This window comes from Roseomonas sp. USHLN139, assembly GCF_037145735.1.
Classification (GTDB): Bacteria; Pseudomonadota; Alphaproteobacteria; order Acetobacterales; family Acetobacteraceae; genus Pseudoroseomonas.
In genome coordinates, this window is sequence record NZ_JBBCWY010000007.1 from 211,460 (window position 1) to 228,796 (window position 17,337).

A 17,337-nucleotide genomic window follows, 5' to 3' on the forward strand; every position below is an offset into this window, starting at 1 on the left:
GAAAGGAATCATAGCTGGCGCAGTGGCGGCGCGACCAGGCCGTTGGGGCGGGCCAGCAGCAGCGCGATCATCGCCGAGAAGGCGGCGAGATTGGCGAATTCCGGGAACCAGACCTTGCTGAAGGTCAGCGCGAAGCCGACGACCAGCGCGCTCAGCACCGTGCCGCCGAAGCTGCCCAGCCCGCCGACCACCACGGTGATCAGGGCCAGGATCAGCACCTCTTCGTCGAGGCCGGGATAGGCGGCGAGCATGCCCGCGCCGAGCGCGCCGCTGAGGCCGCCCAATCCGGCCGAGAGCATGAAGACGGCGGCGAACAGCCGGCGGGTGTCGATGCCCAGCGTCTCGAGGATGCCGCGGTCGCTGACGGCGGCGCGCACCACGGCGCCCCACATCGTGCGGTCGAACAGCAGCCACAGGCCGAGCGCCAGGGCGAAGCCGGCGCCGATGATGAACAGCCGGTAGATCGGGAAGGGCATGTCGAACAGGAAGAGGACGCCCTGCAGCATTTCCGGCAGTTCAGGGGAGAGAATCTGCGCGCCGAAGCCCCAGCGCATCAGGTCGGCGAAGATCACCGAGAGGCCATAGGTCAGCAGCACCTGCATCAGATGCGGCCGGGCATAGAAGGCGCGCAGCGGAAAGCGTTCCAGCAGCGCGCCGGCCAGGGCGGTGGCCAGGAAGGCCACCGGGAAGGCCATCCACCAGGGCGCGCCGGAGGCCAGCCAGTGGACCGCGATATAGGAGCCCAGCAGATAGAAGGACCCATGCGCCAGGTTGACGAAATTCATCAGGCTGAGCACCACCGACAGGCCCAGCCCGGTCAGCAGCAGCAGCGCCGAGAAGGACAGCGCGTTCAGCACCTGGATGGCGGCATAGCCCGGCATGGGATCAGGCGGGGATGCCGGGGTCGCGCACCTGGGCATAGGTGTGCCGCACGGTGTTGACCAGCTTGCCGTCGCTGCCGCGCGTCACCTCGTTGACATGGATGTCGAGGATCGCCTGGCCGTTGCGCGGGTCGAAGGGCATCGGGCCGAAGGCGGTCTCCACCGGCGCGGCGAAGAGCCCGGCGCGGATCTTCTCCCAGTCGGCGAGGTCGCCATGGCCGCGCTCCAGCGCCGCCTTGATCACCTGGCCGCAGACATAGCCGGTGGTGCTGAACTCGCCGGGCAGCGGCTTGCCGGTCGCGCGATAGGCCTCGATGAAGGCGGCGCTGGCCGGGGCGGTGGGCGACTGGTGGAAGGTGTTGACGGCGCCAAGCGCGGCGTCGCCGACGGCCGGCAGCACATCCTCCTGGTCGAAGAAGGCGCCGGTGCCGACCAGCGGCACGCGCCCGGCCAGGCGGTATTCCTTCCATTGCCGCAGGAAGCGGACGGCGTCGCTGCCGGCGAAGAAGCCATAGACCACCTCCGGCCGCTCGGAGGCGATGCTGGTCAGCAGCGGGCCGAAATCGGCGCTGCCCAGCGGCGTCCAGAGCTGCCGGCCGATGCTGCCGCCGAGCCGGCGATAGCCCTCGGCGAAGTCGCCGATATACTCGCGGCCCGCGGCATAGTCGGAGCCGACGGTCAGCACCTTCGACTTCGAGACCTTCTCATAGGTCCAGCGGGCGGCGGTGTCGCCCAGCATCCAGTTGGTCTTGGTCGGACGCAGGATGAAGGGGCTGGCCGCCTTCCGCGCCAGGTCGTTGGCCGAGCCGAGCAGGAAGGTCGGCATCCGCGCCTCGGTCACCACGTCGCGCAGCGCCAGCGCCACGCCGGAGCTGATGACGCCGCAGAGCAGGTCGACCTTGTCCTGGCCGATCAGCTTGCGCGCCTTGCGCACGCCTTCCTCGGGGCGGGCCTGGTCGTCCTCGACCAGGAATTCCACCTTCCGGCCGGCGATGCTCTGGTCCGCCTGCGCCAGCAGCAGCTGCATGCCGGCGCGCATGCTCTCGCCCAGCGCGGTGAAGGGGCCGGAGAGCGAGGTGACCATGCCGATGCGCAAGGGCGCGGCCTGGGCGAGGGCAGGGCGGGCCAGCGCCAGGCCGGCGGCACCCGCCAGCAGCGCGCGACGGCCGGGCGAGAAGATGTTCTTTTGGCAATGCTGCGGCATTGAGATCCCCTGCCGGCCGGCGCCGTCACTGGCTGCGAATGAGTTGCATGCTCTTCTGACAGCGGCATCCGGCCCTGGCAAGCCGGGCGGCGGCCGCCGGCCCTGTCCGCCGCGTCATGCGCCGCGCCGCCGCCCGATTGCCCTGGCCGCCCGGTCGGGCGATAATGAGAACCATTCTCAGGACTGCCCGGAAGGACCAGGCACCATGTCGCTCTCCCTTGCCCCTAAGCTGTCGCGCCGCGGCGCCCTGGCGCTGTTCGGCGCCGGCGCGCTGACCCTCGCCTGCCGCCCGGCCTTTGCCGCCGCGGCGGTGGAGAAGACCGTGAAGCTGGCCCCCGGCGGCCTCTACGAGCTCGTCGTCAGCCATGCCACCGGGCTGGTGCATGTCGCCGCCGCCGGGCCGCGCGGCGCGAAGGAGGCGAAGATCCTCGGCCTCGACCCGCGCACGCTGGAGGTGAAGGCGACCATCGAGCTCGGCGAGGAGGCCGCCTTCGGCCTGGCCGCCAATGACCGCAGCGGGATGCTGTTCGCCACCGGCACGCGGGCCGGCACGCTGCTGGTGATCGATCCGAAGGCCGGGGCGGTGAAGGCGCGCATCGCCGAGGGCGAGGGCGCGCATCTGCGCCAGGTGATCGTCGACGAGGCGAATGACCGGGCCTTCGTCACCGTCTTCGGCGCGCGCGACAAGCCCAGCGCCATCTGGGTGGTCGATACCGCCGCCAACAGGATCGCCTCGGTGATCACCGAGGGGCTGGAAGGCGGCATCATCGGCGTGGCGCATGATCCGGCCGGCGACCGGCTGTTCGCCACGGCGCTGCAGTCGAACGAGGTGGTCGAGGTCAGCCTGTCGCGCAAGGCCGGCATCCGCCGCTTCGCCTCGGGCGGCGAGGGCGCCATCAACATCGCCTTCCAGGCCGGCAGCCAGCGGCTGTTCGTCACCAACCAGAAGAGCGGCCAGCTGACCGTGCTGGATGCCGCCTCGGGCCAGGTGGTGAAGGCGCTGGAGACCGGCGCCGGCGCGCTGGGCGTCACCCTCTCGGGCGACGGGTCGCTGGCCTATGTCGCCAACCGCGGTGCGGGCACCGTCAGCGTGATCGACGCCAAGGCGCTCGACCTGAAGGCAAACCTGGCGACGGGGTCGCAGCCCAACACGGTGGCCGTCGATCGCCGCTCGGGCCTGGCCTATGTCACCAACAAGGCGCGCTCGGCACCCCGCGGCCAGCCGCCGGTCGAGGATCCGAACGGCGACACCGTCAGCCTGATCCGCGCCTGATTTCTGTCGGCCGGGGCGGGCCGTTGGCCCGTCCCCTGGGCTGTCCCCTGGCCTGTCCGGGCGTCACCCGGCCATGCGCCGCAGCAGGGCCGGGGCGATGAGGGCGGTGGCCCGGGCGCCCATCATCTCGCCATGCAGCGCCGGGATGTCGATCACCTCGAGCGTGGTGGCATAGGGCGCCCACATCGACGGCGCCAGCGCCCGGCCGGCATGGTCATGGGCCGCGCGGAAATGCACCAGCCGGCCGTCGAAGCGGGCATGGTGGTGGCCGCGCACCAGGCGGTTGTTGCCCTCGACCACCCGCACCACGCCGTCCAGCGCCGCCTCCGGCAGCCGGCCGAGCGGCGTGCCGCCGCGCCGCAGGAAGTCGATGACGGGCGCGCGTTCCAGGGGCAGGTCGGGATGCTGCGCCGGGTCGTGGCCGGCAATCACCAGCAGGGCGCGGTAGATGGCGGCCGGGTCGGGCTCGGGCTCGGCGCGCCAGGCATCGGCCGGATAGGCGTCGAGCAGCGCCAGCAGCCCGACCTGCCGCCCGCGCCGCTGCAGCGCGACCGCCATGGCCTGGGCGATGATGCCGCCGACCGACCAGCCCGCCAGATGGATCGGGCCCTCTGCCTGGGCCTCGGCGACGCGGGTGGCGTAGTCCTCGGCCAGCGCGGCCATGTCGGCCGGGGGGGGCACAGCGGCATCGAGCGAGGGAGCCTGCAGCCCGAAGGTGCTGCGCGCCGGGGCCAGCGCCCGGGCCAGGCCGCCATAGCACCAGGCGATGCCGCCGGCGGGGTGGATGACGAAGAGCGGCGCCGCGGCCTCGCCGCTGCCGAGGCGCAGCAGCGGCCGCAGCCCGTCATCGCTGGGCGGCAGGGCGCTGCTGTCCAGCAGGCGGGCGAGGCGGGCGACGCTCGGCCGCTCGAACAGCGCGCCGAGGCCCGGGTCGCGGCCGAATTCTTTTCGGATCTTCTGCGTCAGCTCGACGGCCAGCAGCGAATGGCCGCCGAGGGCGAAGAAGTCGTCCTCGGCGCCGATGGTCGGCAGCCCCAGCGTCGCGGCGAAGAGCGCGGCGAGGCGGGTCTCGGTCTCGCCCTCCGGCGCACGGCCGGGCGGGGTGGCGAGATCCGGGGCGGGCAGGGCGGCGCGGTCCAGCTTGCCGCTGCTGTTCACCGGCAGCTCGGCCAGGGGCATGAAGGCGGCCGGGATCATGTAGTCGGGCAGGCGCGCCGCCAGATGGGCGCGCAGCGCCTCGGGGTCATGGCCGGCGGCCACCACCAGATAGGCGACCAGGCGCCGGTCGCCGGGGCGGTCTTCGCGGGCGATGACGCGGACCTGGCGCACGGTCGGGAAGACGGCGATGGCGGCCTCGATCTCGCCCAGCTCGATGCGGAAGCCTCTGAGCTTCACCTGCCCGTCCGAGCGGCCGAGATAGAGGATGGCGCCGTCGGCGCGGAACATCGCCAGGTCGCCGGTGCGGTACATCCGCTGCCCGGGGCGGAAGGGATCGGCGATGAAGGCGCGCGCGGTCAGGTCGGGGCGGCCGAGATATTCTTTCGCCAGTTGCACGCCGCCGATGAACAGATGGCCGGTGACGCCGGGCGGCAACGGGCGCAACGCCTCGTCCAGAATGTACAGAAAGGTATTCCAGACCGGGAAGCCGATGGGCAGCGGGCGGCTGCGGTCGGCGGGGCCGGCGGGCCAGTGGCTGACATCGACGGCAGCCTCGGTCGGGCCGTAGAGGTTGTGCAGCTCGGCGGTCATGGTGGCGTGGAAGCGGTCGCGCAGCTCGTCGGTCAGCGCCTCGCCCGAGCAGAAGACTTTTCCCAGATGCAGCCCGGCGGCGTCCGGATGCGCCAGGAAGGCGGCCAGCATCGAGGGCACGAAATGCGCGATGCTGACGTCCTGGCCGCGGATCAGGCTGGCGATCGCCGCCGGGTCGCGCTGCGCGCCGGGTGCGGCCAGCACCAGCCGCGCGCCGGTGATGAGGGGTAAGAAAAACTCCCAGACCGAGACGTCGAAGGTGGCGGCGGTCTTCTGCAGGATGCGGTCCGCCGGGGTGACGCCATATTGCGCCGCCATCCAGAGCAGCCGGTTGACGATGGCGCGGTGGGTGATGACCGCGCCCTTCGGCTCGCCGGTGGAGCCGGAAGTGTAGAGCGCATAGGCCACGTCATCGACGCCCGGGCCTGCCGGGGCGCTTCCTTCGGCCGGCCAGGCATCGGGCAGCAGGGTCGGCACGGCCCCGGTCAGCGCCGTGGCCGACAGGATCAGCGCCGGCTGGGCGGAAGCCAGGATGCGCGCCAGCCGCTCCGGCGGATGCGCCGGGTCGAGCGGCAGGTAGCCGGCGCCGGCGCGCAGCACGCCGACCAGGGCGACGACCAGCTCGAAGGAGCGGTCGAGCGCCACCGCCACCAGCGCGCCCGGGCCGATGTTCCGCGCCGCCAGCGCCGCGGCCAGGCCCGCGCTGCGGCGGTCGAGCTCGGCATAGGAGAGGGTGGCGCCCTCGAAGACCAGCGCGACCTCGTCGCAATGCGCGGCCATCGTCTCGGCCATCAGCGCGGCCAGGGTGGTCTCCGGCAACGGATGCGCCGTGGCGTTGACGTCATGGACGAAGCGCTGCGCTTCCGCCGGCGTCGCCAGCGGCACCGTGTCGAAGCGGCCGGCGGCCAACACGGCCTCGACAAAGCCAGCGGCGCGGAGGGCGTGGGCGGCGGCTTCCTCGGCGGTGTGCAGGCCGGGATTGGCCTCGACATCCAGCCGCAGGCGGGAGGCGCCGGGATCGGTGCGCAGGTCGAAGGTGATGTCGTCGACCGGCCCGGTGCCGAGCAGATGCAGCTCGGCGGTGAGGCCGGCGAAGGGCGGGATGGCATGGTAGGGCTGGATGTTGACGATGGCGCCATGCAGCCGCCGCCCGCCGCCGATGCGGCCGAGGTCGCGGCGCAGCTGCTCGCCGCGGTAGCGGCCATGGCGGCGCAGCCGGGCCAGCTGGTCGGCGACATCGGCGACCGCCTCGGCCAGCGGCAGGTCCTCGTCGAAGCGGATGCGCAGCGGCAGAACGTTCATCAGCGTCGAGGGCACCCGCGCCGCGGCGCTGCCGAAGCGGTTCATGAAGGTGACGCCGATCACCGCCTCCGGCTCGGCGGTCAGGCGGCGGCAATAGGCGCCGAGCAGCGCCGTCAGCAGGTCCGGCCAGGCCAGCTCCAGGGCCTCGGCCACCCGGCGCAGGGCGGCGCCGGCCTCGTCGCCGATCATGGCATGGGCACGATGCGCGGCGCGGCCGGTCAGCGCGGTGCCGGCGACGGGGCTGTCCGGGGCGCCCTGCATCAGCGCGCGCCAATAGGCGGCATCCTCCGCCCGGCGGGGGCCAGCGCGATAGGCGGCATCGGCCTCGGCGGTTGCGGCATAGCCGGCCAGCGGGCGGCCGGGGGTGCCGGCATAGAGTTCGGCGACGCGCCTGACCAGCAGCTCGGTGCCGAAGCCGTCCAGCACCAGATGATGCGCGCGCTGGTACCAGAGATGGCGGTCGGGCCCCAGGCGATACAGCCGCTCCGCCGCCAGCCCGCCGCGCGCCGGATCGACCGGCGTCGCCATGTCGGCCAGCATGTCCTGCCGCGCGACCGCGAGGGGATCAGCCTCGGCAGAGACGTCGACGATCTGCAGCCAGGGGCGCTGGGTCACGTCCAGCCGCTGGCGGATGCCCTCGGGCGTCTCGGCGATGCGCAGCGCCAGACCATCGGCCTCGGCCACCATGCCGTCGACGGCGCGGTGGAAGGCGTCGACCTCCAGCGGGCCGGTCAGGGCGATATACTGGCCGGTGTTGAACAGCGGATTGCCGGGGTCGAGGGCTTGCGCATACCACAGCCCCTCCTGCGCCTCGGTCAGCGGCAGGTCCAGCCGGGCCGCGGCGCCCCCGTCAGCCATCGCTGTCAGTCCTTCGCTTGGGCGCGCCCGGCGACCGCCCACCAGGCGGCCAGGCTCGGGCGCTCGGCCATCTCGGCGAAGTCCAGCGCCAGGCCGCCCTCGGTCCAGCGCTGCAGCAGCGCCATGGCGCGCATCGAATCCAGGCCGAGATCGCCCAGATCGTCATCATCGCCGATCTCGCCGGCGGGCATGCGCAGCAGCCTGGCGATGTCGTCGCGCATGCGCTCGCGGGTCAGGGGCAGGTGTTCGGTCATGACGGAAAGAGATTCCCTGGGTGTCAGCCGGCGGCTTCCTCGGCCAGCAGGCGGGCGCGCAGCCGGGCGCGCAGCTCCTTGCGGCTGATCTTGCCGGCGGCGGTGGTCTCGAATTCATCGACGATGACGACCTGGTCGGGCACCTTGAACTCGGCGATGCCGCGGCCGCGCATCCAGGCCTTCAGCGCCGCGCCCTTCGGCGCCGCGCCGCGCGGGATGACGAAGGCGCAGCTGCGCTCGCCCAGGAATTCGTCGGGGACGGAGACGACGACGGCGTCGAACACCGCATCATGCGCCAGCAGATGATCCTCGATCTCCTCCGCCGAGATCTTCTCGCCGGCGCGGTTGATATGGTCGCCGGCGCGGCCCTGCACGACCAGATTGCCCTCGGCCGTGCGGCGGACGATGTCGCCGGTGCGGTAGAAGCCGTCCGCGGTGAAGGAGCGCGCATTGGCGGCGTCGTCATTGTGGTAAGCGCGGATGGTATAGGGGCCGCGGGTCAGCAGGTGGCCGGGCTCGCCCTCGGGCACCGGCCGGCCCAGATCGTCGAGGATCAGCACCTCGTCGCCCGGGCTCTGCGGCCGGCCCTGGGTCTCCAGCACCACCGCCTCGGGGTCGTCCAGGCGGGTGTAGTTCACCAGCCCCTCGGCCATGCCGAAGACCTGCTGCAGCCTACAGGACAGGGCGGCGCGCAGGCGGCGGGCGGCCTCCGGCGTCAGCTTGGCGCCGCCGACCAGCAGCACGTCGAGGCTCGACAGGTCGTGCCGCGTGCCCGTCGCCGCCTGGGCCCAGAGCAGCGCCAGCGGCGGCACCAGCCCGGTGATGGTCACCTTCTCGGCGGCGATCAGCGGGAAGGCGGTGTCCGGGCTGGGCAGCGGGCTGAGCACCACGCGGCCGCCGGCATAGAGCGTGCCCATATGGCCGGGCGAACTCATCGGAAAGTTGTGCGCCGCCGGCAGCGCCACCAGATAGACGCTGTCGCCGGTGACATCGCAGACCGCATTGCTGGCGCGGAAGCTGTAGATGTAGTCGTCATGCGTCCGCGGGATGAGCTTCGACAGGCCGGTGGTGCCGCCGGAGATCTGCAGGAAGGCGACGCTGGACGGGTCGGGATCGGCCGGCAGGGTGGCGCGGTCGCCGTCCAGGCTGTCGAAGGCGGTGAATTCGCCGGCCTCGCCGACCAGCACCACATGCCGCAGCGTCGGCGCGGCCTCCGGCAGGGCGCGGGCCAGGGCGGCATGGTCGAAGCCGTCGACGCCGCGGGCGGCGGCCAGATAGGCCGCGGCTTCGGATTTCCGCACGAAATGCGCGATCTCGGTCAGGCGGTGCGCCGGCAGGGCATAGACCGGCACCAGCCCGGCGCGGAACAGGCCGAAGACCGCCGCGAAGAATTCCGGGATGTTCCCCAGCTGCACCACCACCCGGTCGCCGGGCCGCAGCCCCAGCGCCAGGAAGCCGGCCGCCGCCTTCTCCGCCCGCGCCGCCAGCCCGGCATAGGACCAGCGCTGCCCGCCGCCGACGATGGCGATCCGGTCGGGATGCGCCGCGACCCGGTCGCGCAGGAACGAGACGAAGGTCTCGCCGCGCCAGTAGCCGGCGGCCCGGTAGCGTGCCGCGAACGCGGCGGGCCAGGTCTGGTTCAGCGGCAGCAGGGCGGACATCCGTCTTCCTAGGGGCGCGGGGCGGGACGCGAATTGATAGTCATTATCATTAAGCCCCGGGCCCCGGCCGGGCAAGGGGCGGCGCCGCGCGGCCGCCGCGGGTCAGCCAGACCGAGGCCGAGGCCGCCAGCAGCAGCCCGGCCACCAGCAGGTAGGGCAGCGTCGGCCCGGCCATGTAGAGCAGGCTGCCCGCCACCGGCCCGGCCACCATGCCGAGGCCCTGCGCCGCGCCCGCCGCGCCGGCGGCGCCGCCCTGCTCGCCGGGGCCGACCGCATTGGCGGTCATCGCCTGGAAGGCCGGGAAGACCCAGCCCATGCCGGCGGCCGCGACGAAATAGCAGGCGCCGAGGGCGACGGCATCGCCGGCCAGGGCGACCGCGCCGAAGCCGAGCCCGGCCACCGCCGCGCCGCTGCCGATCATCACCCGCGGCGGCAGGCGCAGCCGGACGGCAATGGCCTGGGACAGCACCAGCGCGACGCCCACCAGCATCAGCGCGCTGCCGGCGGCCTGCGCCGCGGCCTCGGGCGGCAGGCCCAGCCGGTCGAGGGCGAAGAAGCCGATGCTGACCTGGGCGATGGCGACGCTGAACATGGCGCTGAAGCCGATCGCCAGCGGATGGCGCAGCCGCCGGTCGCGCAGGCTGATCGCCCTGCGGGGCGGGCGCGTCTGCTGCGGCTCGGCCGGCACCAGGATCAGGATGGCCAGCAGCGCCACCAGCGGCAGCGCGGCGGTGGCCAGCAGCGGGGTGCTGAGCCCGTAGGGGACCAGGGCCGCTGCGACGGCCGGGCCCATCACCAGCCCGGCGCCGCTGCCGGTGCCGAGCAGCGCCATGGCCCCGGCGCGGTGCGCGGGTGCGACGCGGTCGGCGATCAGCGCGCCGCTGGCGGCGGGGATGGCGGCATAGGTGCCGCCCACGGCAGCGCGGCCGGCGACCAGGCCGAGCAGCGCCAGCCAGGCCGGGAATTGCCAGCGCAGCGCCGCGTCGATCACCAGGCAGAGCGCCCAATAGGCCAGGGTGAAGCCCGTGGCGCCGATCAGCAGCACCCGGCGGCGGCCCAGCCGGTCGCTGGCCAGGCCCCAGGGCCGCGCCCCCAGCATCCACAGGATGCCCGAGGCGGTGACCGCCAGGCCGGCCTGCCAGGGGGCGAGGCCGGCGACGCGGGCTACCGGGCCGATCAGCGCGACGAAGGCCATCATCGCCAGGCTGCCGGAGAAGGTGGCGACCATCAGCGCCAGCAGCACCGGGTCGCGCAGCCGCGGCGGCGGGGCGGCATCCGCGGGGTCCGCCATGGTCGCATCCTTTCCCGTCATGCCGGGCGGGCTATAGCCCTGGATGCGATCCATTCGCAACAGCGCGGGGCGGCGGGGCTGCCGCCGCCGCGCGGTGGGTCAGAGGGTGATCGGCACCTCGACATCCAGCAGCGGGGCGTGCTGCTGCGCGCCATAGACATCGGTGTCGCCGATGTCGCCGGCCGGCACCAGCCGCGGCAGCGTCGCCTTGAAGGCGGCCGCCGTGTCGTAGGGGGTGAAGAGCACATCCGCCTCCGCCACGCCGTAGAGGCGGGCGAAGAGGGCGGCGTTCAGCACGCCGGTGGCCTTCACCTGGCGGTAGCGCTCATGGTCCTCGAACAGCACGTCGATGGTGACCATGAAGGGGCCGGCATTCTTGCTCTTGCAGATCTGCGCGATGTCGCGGATGCGGGGCATTCTTCCGGGCCTTTTCAGACGGTCTCGTATTCGATGGGGAACATCTCGCAGGGATCCTTCGGCGCCACCGTGTGGAAGACGCTGAAGCGGAACATCGGGCCGAGCTCGATATCCGAGGGGCTGAAGGGGAAGGCCATGTTGCCCTCCTTGCACAAACGCCCGGGGAAGTCGGCATGCAGCATCGAGGTGCGCGCCATGGCGATCACCGCATTGGCGATGTCCTGGGTCTTGCCGATCACCTCGATGACGAAGCCGAGCTCGTGCGAGGTGATCTGCTTCACCGGCTCCCAGGCGGCCATCACGCCATCCTTGCCATAGGTGCGGACGGTCATGACATAGTCCTCGGCCGGCACGCCGAAGGCCGCGGCCTTGAGGCCCACCTTCTCGCGATGCGTCGCCAGGTAGCTGTCGATCTGGCCGATCAGCACCGGGTCGCGGGTGCCGCAGATGGTGATGGCGCGATAGCCGGCGCGCTCCACGCCTTCCAGCTTGACGGTGTATTCCTTGGCCGGCGTCCAGGTCATGCCGCTGACCTTGACGGCGCGGTCGCTCACCGCCTCGAAGACACAGTCGCTGGTGTAGAGCAGCCCGCCGGGCTCGGTGTGGTGGATCGGGCTGGAATTCTCGTGCAGCGCGAAATTGGCGACCGCCAGCGGCGTCGAGCGGCGGATCGGGTTCGGCGGCTCGCAGATGAGATGGTCGTCGTAGACACGAAGAAAGATATTGTCCGGCTCCTTCGGCACCGAGGGCTCGGCGCCGCATTCCAGCATCTTGCCGGCATACCAGGCGGGCGCCGGCGGGATGCCGGCGCGCATGGCCGGGCCGGCCCATTGCGCCGGGTCGCTGGAGCGGCCGGCCAGGATCACCTGCGCGCCGCCATCCAGCGCCTTCACGAAAGGCTCCGGTCCCATCATGCCGACGATGCGCTCGGCGCGGTTGATGCGCTCGGCATCCAGTGGCGGCATCTTTCCCAGCGGCCGCGACTTGCCGGCATTCACCCGCTCGATCAGCGATTCCTTCGACTGCTCCGAATGGATCAGCGCCATCTTGAAGGAAAGACCTTCCTCGCGGGCGATCTCGCGGACCAGGGCGGCCGTGTCCTGCAGATGCGGCTCGCCGCCGGCGCCGCCGGCGGTGCCGATGATGCAGGGGATGCGCGCGGCGACGGCGGCGATCAGCATCAGCCGCAGGTCGCGCTTCACCGCCAGGCGCGAGGTGAAGGATTTTCCCGCGCCCAGGTAGTAGGGGCCGGGATCGGTGCTGCCGCCGTCGCAGCCGATCAGATGCGGCTGCCACGACATGCCGATCCTCAGCGATTCCTCGGCATAGCCATAGCCGAGGATGCCGCTGGTCGAGAGCATGCGATATTCGTTCAAGTCAGGCTCCTGATGCGGTCGGGGAATTCTCGGGAGAGGGGATCAGCCGCGCGGCAGCAGGTTGTCGCGCGCGGCGGCCTCCCAGCGGCGGTCCTCCTCGAGCAGCAGGCTGGCGAAGGCGGCGCGGTCCATCGGCGCCGGATCGACGGCGAAGCTGTCCAGCCGCTTGCGCATCGCCGGATCGGCGAAGGCCTCCTGGATGGTGGCGTTCAGCTTGTCGGCGATGGCGGGCGCCAGCTTCGCCGGGGCGAAGAGGCCGAACCAGCCGGCGAAGGCCGCGTTCTCGACACCGGCCTCGGCGAGCGTCGGCACCTCGGGCAGGAAGCGCGAGCGCTCGGGCGAGGAGATCGCCAGGACCCGCACCGTGCCGGCGGACAGCAGCGGCATGGCGGTCGCCGTGCTGCCCCAGGCGACCGGCAGGTGGCCGCCGGTCAGGTCGGCCAGATAGGCGCCGCTGCCGCGATAGGGCACCTCGACCAGCTCGACCTTGGCCTGGCGGGCGAAATTGTTGGCGCAGTAGGAGGATTGCGCGTCCGAGGTGCCCTGCGCGATCTGGCCGCGCTTCGCCCGCGCATCCTGCAGCAGGTCGGCCAGCGTCCTGTAGGGGCTGTCCTTGCCGGTCATCAGCACCAGCGGATAGCGCGCCAGCATGGCGATCGGCGTGAAGTCGTTGATCGGATGATAGGGCAGCTGCGGCACGATCTGCCGGTTCATCACATGCGTGCTGGTGGCGGCGACGAAGCTGTAGCCATCCGGCGCGCTGCGGGCGATGCCCTCGGAGCCGACCACGCCATTGGCGCCGGCGCGGTTATCGATGACGAAGGTCTGGCCGAGCTTCTGGCCGAGCACCTCGGCCAGCGCGCGGGTGGTGACATCGGTGCCGCCGCCGGGGGCATAGGGCACGACGATGCGCACCGGCTTGTTCGGCCAGCCGGCCTCGGCCCGGGCGCCGTGCAGGGCGGGGGTGGCCAGGGCGATGGCCATCGGGGTGGCGGCGGTCGCCTGCAGCAGCTGGCGGCGGCTCGGTGTCATGCGTTTCTCTCCCACTTCTTCTTGTCGTTGGCTGCGGCGTCGCGCCGCGGATCAGCCGGATGGCGGCGCGGCGAACTGGCCGAAGCGGCCGTCGAGATAGAGCAGCGGCGCCGCATCCTCGCGCCACAGCGCGGCCTCGACGCGGCCGATGAAGACCGAGTGGCTGCCATGCCGGTGCTCGGCCTCCAGCGCGCAGTCGAAGCCCACCAGCGCCGCGCGCAGCAGCGGCGCGCCGCCCGGCGCCTGGTGCCAGTCGGCGCCGGCATAGCGCGCCGCGCCGGCCAGCCCGTCCCGCCCGGCAAAGCGGCCGGCGATCGCCTCCTGCCCGGCGGCCAGGAGGTTGATGCCGAAGCGGCCGCTGGCGCGGATCACCGGATGCGCGCTGGCGGCGGCATTGACGCAGACCAGCAGCGTCGGCGGCGCGTCGGTCACCGGGCAAACGGCGGTGGCCGTCAGCCCGGTGCGGGCGGGGCCGGTGCCGCAGGTGATGACGGCAACGCTGCCGGCCTGGCCGCGCAGGCAGCGGCGGAAGCCGGCGGCGTCCAGCGGCACCGCCTCCTGCAGCAGGCTGTCGCCCGGCATGGTCAGGAGGCCTGGCGCAGCTGCGGCTTGCGCCAGTCGCCGGCTGCCGGCCGCCGCAGGCCGAGATTCTCGCGCAGCGTCGCGCCGGCATAATCCTTGTGGTAGAGGCCGCGGCGCTGCAGCTCCGGCACCACGTAGCGCGAGAAATCCTCGAAGGCGCCCGGGGTGTGCGTCGCCGCCAGCACGAAGCCGTCGCAGGCACCCGAAGAAAACCATTCCTCCATCTGGTCGGCCACCGTCTTCGGCGTGCCGCAGAAGATCGGGAACTCGCCGATGGTGCCGCGGCCGGAGAAATGGACGAAGTCGCGCACCGTCGGGTTGGGCTTGCCGGAGAGCGTCACCACCCGGTCGCGGAAGCCGCTCCAGGACAGCTTTTGCAGCTCGTCATCGGTGAATTCCGAATCCAGGTCCTTGCTGCCGAAATCGAAGTTCAGCGCCTCCGACAGCAGCACCAGCGCGTCGATCGGCTTGGCCAGGGCGCGGATGTATTCGCGCTTCTCCTCGGCCGCCTGCTGGGTGTCGGCCACGCAGACATAGCAGGCCGGGCAGACATTGACCTCGTCCGGGTTGCGGCCGGCCGCGGCCACCGCGGCCTTCAGCTCGCCATACTGCTTCTGGCCAACGGCCAGGTTGGGGTAGACGACAAAAATAAGCTCGCCCCAGCGGCCGGCGAAGCTGCGGCCACGGCCGCTCTGCCCGGCCTGGATCAGCACCGGCGAGCCCTGCGCCGAGCGCGGCACCGGCAGCGGGCCCTTGGCCGAGAAGTACTTCCCCTTGTGGTTCAGCGCATGCACGCGGCTGGGGTCGGCGAAGCGGCCGCTCTCCTTGTCGAGCAGCAGCGCGCCATCCTCCCAGGAGTCCCAGAGGCCCATGACGACTTCCATGAACTCGTCGGCGCGGTCGTAGCGCAGGTCATGCGCCAGGTGCTCGGTGCGGCCGAAATTGGCGGCCTCCGAATTGTTCAGCGAGGTGACGACATTCCAGGCCGCGCGCCCCTTGGTCATCAGGTCGAGCGTGCCGAACAGGCGGGCGACGTGGAAGGGCTCGTAATAAGTGGTCGAATAGGTGATGCCGAGGCCGAGCCGGCTGGTCGCGGCGCCGATCATGGTGATGATCGAGACCGGGTCCATCTTCACCACGCGCACGCCATTGGCGACGGCGTCGCGGTAGTCGTCGTTGAAGATGTCGGGCAGCGCCAGGCGGTCGTCAAAGAAGGTCATGTGGAACTTGCCCTCCTCCATGACGCGGCCGAGGCGCTGGAAGTACTCGGGCGAGGTGAAGTCGGTGGCCCCGGCCGGATGCCGCCAGGAGCCCGGCGCGATGGAGCAGTTCTGCGCCTGCAGGAAGCCCACCATCTTGATCTGACGCTGCGTGCCGCTCATGGCCAATCCTCCTTCCCGGGCGGGCCGGCGGCGGCGGGCGGGCAGGGGCCCGGTCACGCGTCGCCGCTCCTGGCGGTCCTGCCGGACCGCCGCTCGCCACCTGTTTCCTCCACAGCCCCGGATGGTTGCCGGCGCTGGATGCGCGAACGTTTGCGCATCGTTGGCCTGATATAGCGCCGGTTCCTTCGGCGGTGTCAACGCATGATTGCGAGTCCGCGCATGTATCTTGGGGCCTCATGGGCATGGTGCAGCGCAAATAACTGCGCAAAAATTTGCGCGCTATTTTGCCCGGCAGCGCCTTGCGGCGGCCGCAGCCATGCTAAGATGCCGGCATGAAGGACCTGCCGCCCAAGGCGCCCGCCCCGCCGGAGGGCCGCCGCACCACCATCGTTACCCTGTCGCGGCAGATCGGCGTCGCGCCCTCGACCATCTCGCGGGCGCTGAAGGGCGACACCAGGATCTCCGCCGAGACGCGGGCGCGCATCGCCCGGCTGGCGCAGGAGCTGGGCTACACGCCGCATGCCTCGGCGCGCACCATGTCCTCCGGCCGCAGCGGGCTGATCGGCGTGGTGCTCGGCCCGCCCACCAACCCCTTCTACACCGAGCTGCTGCACGAGGCGGTGCGCCAGGCGGCCGGGCGCGGCATGCGGCTGCTGGTGATCCATGCCGGCGCCGGCGCCATCGAGGACCTGACCGCCGACGCCCTGCTGCAATACCAGGTCGATGGCTGCCTGATGACCTCGGTCGAGCTGCCCTCGCATGTCGGCGCCGTCTGCGCCGCCAATGGCGTGCCGGTGGTCATGGTCAACCGCGTCGCCCGGCTGAACTGCAGCGCGGTGACCTGCGACAACCGCTTCGGCAGCCGCCAGCTGGCCGAGCTGCTGGTGGCGCAGGGCCGACGCCGCTTCGCGCTGGTGCGCACCTCGACCTCCAGCTCGACCGGGCAGGAGCGCGACCAGGGCTTCTGCGAGGCGCTGCAGGCGATGGGGCTGGCGCCGCCGCGGCGGCTGGACGGGCGCTCGACGCATCAGGGCGGCTATGCGGCCGGCCAGGCGATCGCCGCGCTGCCGCCGGAGCAGCGGCCGGACGCGGTCTTCGCGGTCAGCGACGTGATGGCGATGGGGGTGATCGACGCGCTGCGCATGGCCGGGCTGGCGGCGCCGCGCGACATGGCGGTGGTCGGCTTCGACGGGCTGCCGGCCGCCGCCTGGCCGCATTACGACCTGACCACGGTGGAGCAGCCGCTGCCGGCGATGATCGGCCGCGCCCTCGACCTGCTGCGGGCGCGCATGGCCGATCGCGGCCTGCCGGACGAGACGGTGTCGCTGCGCGGCCGGCTGGTGGTGCGCGGCTCCTCCGGCTAGGCGCGGCGGCGGGCGGGGCTCAGCTGCCGGCCGGCAGCGCCGCCCGCAGCGCGGCGACGGCGCAGTCCGGGCTGGTCAGCAGCGGCACCGGGGCGTCGGGCGCCAGGAATTCGGGCAGCAGCGCGGCGGCGCCGGCCATCGACATCTGCGCCAGCACCACCGCCTGATGCGTCCGGGCCTTCGCCCGGACCGCCTCGGCGATCAGCGCGTCGTGCCGGGCGGCATCGCCGGCGGCCATGGCGGCCTGGGCGCCCTCCACCAGCGTCACATCGGCCGGCATGCCGCCGGAGGCCGCCTCGAACATCGCCGCCGACCCGGCCAGCGCGGCCGGGAAGGTGCAGAGGATGGCGGTGCGCCGCCGCAGCGCCGCCGCCTGTTCCAGCATCGCCACGTCGGCGCCGATCAGCGGCATGGCGAAGAGCTGGCGCAGCGCCGGCAGTGAGGGCGAGAAGACGGTGCAGGTCAGCAGCACCGCCTCCGCCCGGATCGCCGCGGCGCGGCCGAGCAGGCCGCCCATCTGCGCCATGGCGCGGTCGGTGACGCGGCCCTCGGCGGCGATCTCGGCCTGCAGCGCCTCGTCCAGCAGGTTGGTCACCGCCCAGGCGCCGGGCTCCTGCGCGAAGCGGCGCATCATCGGCGTGACGGCGTTCAGCGTGACGCTGATGACGGCAATGCGGCGCATTTTTCTTTCCATCCTCCCCTGGGCGTGCC

The 17,337-nt window shown here is 72.3% G+C and carries 14 protein-coding genes; 2 read left to right on the forward strand and 12 right to left on the reverse strand.

From position 1 onward, the window contains the following. Positions 1 to 8: 8 nt before the first annotated feature. Together WFI16_RS19345 and WFI16_RS19350 are read right to left on the reverse strand one after the other, a co-directional pair. On the reverse strand, positions 9 to 881 hold the full coding sequence (locus WFI16_RS19345; protein ID WP_419899494.1) for a branched-chain amino acid ABC transporter permease: 873 nt from the start codon (positions 879 to 881) through the stop codon (positions 9 to 11). A gap of 4 nt (positions 882 to 885) precedes the next feature. Next, on the reverse strand, positions 886 to 2,085 hold the full coding sequence (locus WFI16_RS19350) for an ABC transporter substrate-binding protein (protein WP_419899495.1): 1,200 nt from the start codon (positions 2,083 to 2,085) through the stop codon (positions 886 to 888). 205 nt (positions 2,086 to 2,290) lie between these two features. Between WFI16_RS19350 and WFI16_RS19355 the strand changes: the two genes are divergently transcribed. Continuing rightward, entirely contained in the window at positions 2,291 to 3,358 is a 1,068-nt protein-coding gene (locus WFI16_RS19355; RefSeq protein ID WP_419899496.1) for a YncE family protein, read from the forward strand. Positions 3,359 to 3,421: 63 nt separating this feature from the next. On the opposite strand, the gene WFI16_RS19360 is transcribed toward WFI16_RS19355, so the two are convergent. The 9 genes from WFI16_RS19360 to WFI16_RS19400 form a co-directional block, all read right to left on the reverse strand. Continuing rightward, positions 3,422 to 7,267 (reverse strand): amino acid adenylation domain-containing protein, encoded by a 3,846-nt coding sequence (locus tag WFI16_RS19360; protein ID WP_419899497.1) that lies wholly within the window; start codon positions 7,265 to 7,267, stop codon positions 3,422 to 3,424. Between the two features lie 5 nt (positions 7,268 to 7,272). Next, entirely contained in the window at positions 7,273 to 7,521 is a 249-nt protein-coding gene (locus WFI16_RS19365; protein WP_419899498.1) for a phosphopantetheine-binding protein, read from the reverse strand. 23 nt (positions 7,522 to 7,544) lie between these two features. Then, positions 7,545 to 9,182, reverse strand: a complete 1,638-nt coding sequence (locus tag WFI16_RS19370) for a (2,3-dihydroxybenzoyl)adenylate synthase (protein WP_419899499.1) — start codon at positions 9,180 to 9,182, stop codon at positions 7,545 to 7,547. 49 nt (positions 9,183 to 9,231) lie between these two features. Beyond that, positions 9,232 to 10,473: an MFS transporter gene (locus WFI16_RS19375; protein WP_419899500.1), complete on the reverse strand. Its 1,242-nt coding sequence runs from the start codon at positions 10,471 to 10,473 to the stop codon at positions 9,232 to 9,234. Between the two features lie 99 nt (positions 10,474 to 10,572). Continuing rightward, positions 10,573 to 10,890 (reverse strand): DUF4387 domain-containing protein, encoded by a 318-nt coding sequence (locus tag WFI16_RS19380; protein WP_419899501.1) that lies wholly within the window; start codon positions 10,888 to 10,890, stop codon positions 10,573 to 10,575. A 14-nt stretch (positions 10,891 to 10,904) separates the two neighbouring features. Beyond that, complete coding sequence (locus tag WFI16_RS19385; RefSeq protein ID WP_419899502.1) at positions 10,905 to 12,266, reverse strand: acyclic terpene utilization AtuA family protein; 1,362 nt, start codon at positions 12,264 to 12,266, stop codon at positions 10,905 to 10,907. Between the two features lie 42 nt (positions 12,267 to 12,308). Beyond that, positions 12,309 to 13,298: a Bug family tripartite tricarboxylate transporter substrate binding protein gene (locus WFI16_RS19390; protein ID WP_419899503.1), complete on the reverse strand. Its 990-nt coding sequence runs from the start codon at positions 13,296 to 13,298 to the stop codon at positions 12,309 to 12,311. 51 nt (positions 13,299 to 13,349) lie between these two features. Continuing rightward, entirely contained in the window at positions 13,350 to 13,880 is a 531-nt protein-coding gene (locus WFI16_RS19395) for a flavin reductase family protein (protein WP_419899504.1), read from the reverse strand. A gap of 2 nt (positions 13,881 to 13,882) precedes the next feature. Continuing rightward, on the reverse strand, positions 13,883 to 15,262 hold the full coding sequence (locus tag WFI16_RS19400; protein WP_419899505.1) for an LLM class flavin-dependent oxidoreductase: 1,380 nt from the start codon (positions 15,260 to 15,262) through the stop codon (positions 13,883 to 13,885). 332 nt (positions 15,263 to 15,594) lie between these two features. On the opposite strand from WFI16_RS19400, the gene WFI16_RS19405 reads away from it, so the two are divergent. Further along, positions 15,595 to 16,626: a LacI family DNA-binding transcriptional regulator gene (locus WFI16_RS19405; protein WP_419899506.1), complete on the forward strand. Its 1,032-nt coding sequence runs from the start codon at positions 15,595 to 15,597 to the stop codon at positions 16,624 to 16,626. A gap of 19 nt (positions 16,627 to 16,645) precedes the next feature. Here WFI16_RS19405 and WFI16_RS19410 read toward each other — a convergent pair whose 3' ends face one another. Beyond that, the gene (locus WFI16_RS19410) at positions 16,646 to 17,308 is read right to left on the reverse strand and encodes an aspartate/glutamate racemase family protein (RefSeq protein ID WP_419899507.1); all 663 of its coding nucleotides are present in this window, start codon (positions 17,306 to 17,308) and stop codon (positions 16,646 to 16,648) included. Between the last annotated feature and the right edge of the window lie 29 nt (positions 17,309 to 17,337).

Excerpts from the sequence above, each read along its gene's own strand:
- WFI16_RS19405 (WP_419899506.1), top strand. The coding sequence starts at position 15,595 with ATGAAGGACCTGCCGCCCAAGGCGCCCGCCCCGCCGGAGGGCCGCCGC.
- WFI16_RS19350 (WP_419899495.1), bottom strand. The coding sequence starts at position 2,085 with ATGCCGCAGCATTGCCAAAAGAACATCTTCTCGCCCGGCCGTCGCGCG.
- WFI16_RS19360 (WP_419899497.1), bottom strand. The coding sequence starts at position 7,267 with ATGGCTGACGGGGGCGCCGCGGCCCGGCTGGACCTGCCGCTGACCGAG.
- WFI16_RS19400 (WP_419899505.1), bottom strand. The coding sequence starts at position 15,262 with ATGAGCGGCACGCAGCGTCAGATCAAGATGGTGGGCTTCCTGCAGGCG.
- WFI16_RS19365 (WP_419899498.1), bottom strand. The coding sequence starts at position 7,521 with ATGACCGAACACCTGCCCCTGACCCGCGAGCGCATGCGCGACGACATC.
- WFI16_RS19345 (WP_419899494.1), bottom strand. The coding sequence starts at position 881 with ATGCCGGGCTATGCCGCCATCCAGGTGCTGAACGCGCTGTCCTTCTCG.
- WFI16_RS19380 (WP_419899501.1), bottom strand. The coding sequence starts at position 10,890 with ATGCCCCGCATCCGCGACATCGCGCAGATCTGCAAGAGCAAGAATGCC.
- WFI16_RS19390 (WP_419899503.1), bottom strand. The coding sequence starts at position 13,298 with ATGACACCGAGCCGCCGCCAGCTGCTGCAGGCGACCGCCGCCACCCCG.
- WFI16_RS19375 (WP_419899500.1), bottom strand. The coding sequence starts at position 10,473 with ATGGCGGACCCCGCGGATGCCGCCCCGCCGCCGCGGCTGCGCGACCCG.
- WFI16_RS19355 (WP_419899496.1), top strand. The coding sequence starts at position 2,291 with ATGTCGCTCTCCCTTGCCCCTAAGCTGTCGCGCCGCGGCGCCCTGGCG.
- WFI16_RS19410 (WP_419899507.1), bottom strand. The coding sequence starts at position 17,308 with ATGCGCCGCATTGCCGTCATCAGCGTCACGCTGAACGCCGTCACGCCG.
- WFI16_RS19395 (WP_419899504.1), bottom strand. The coding sequence starts at position 13,880 with ATGCCGGGCGACAGCCTGCTGCAGGAGGCGGTGCCGCTGGACGCCGCC.
- WFI16_RS19370 (WP_419899499.1), bottom strand. The coding sequence starts at position 9,182 with ATGTCCGCCCTGCTGCCGCTGAACCAGACCTGGCCCGCCGCGTTCGCG.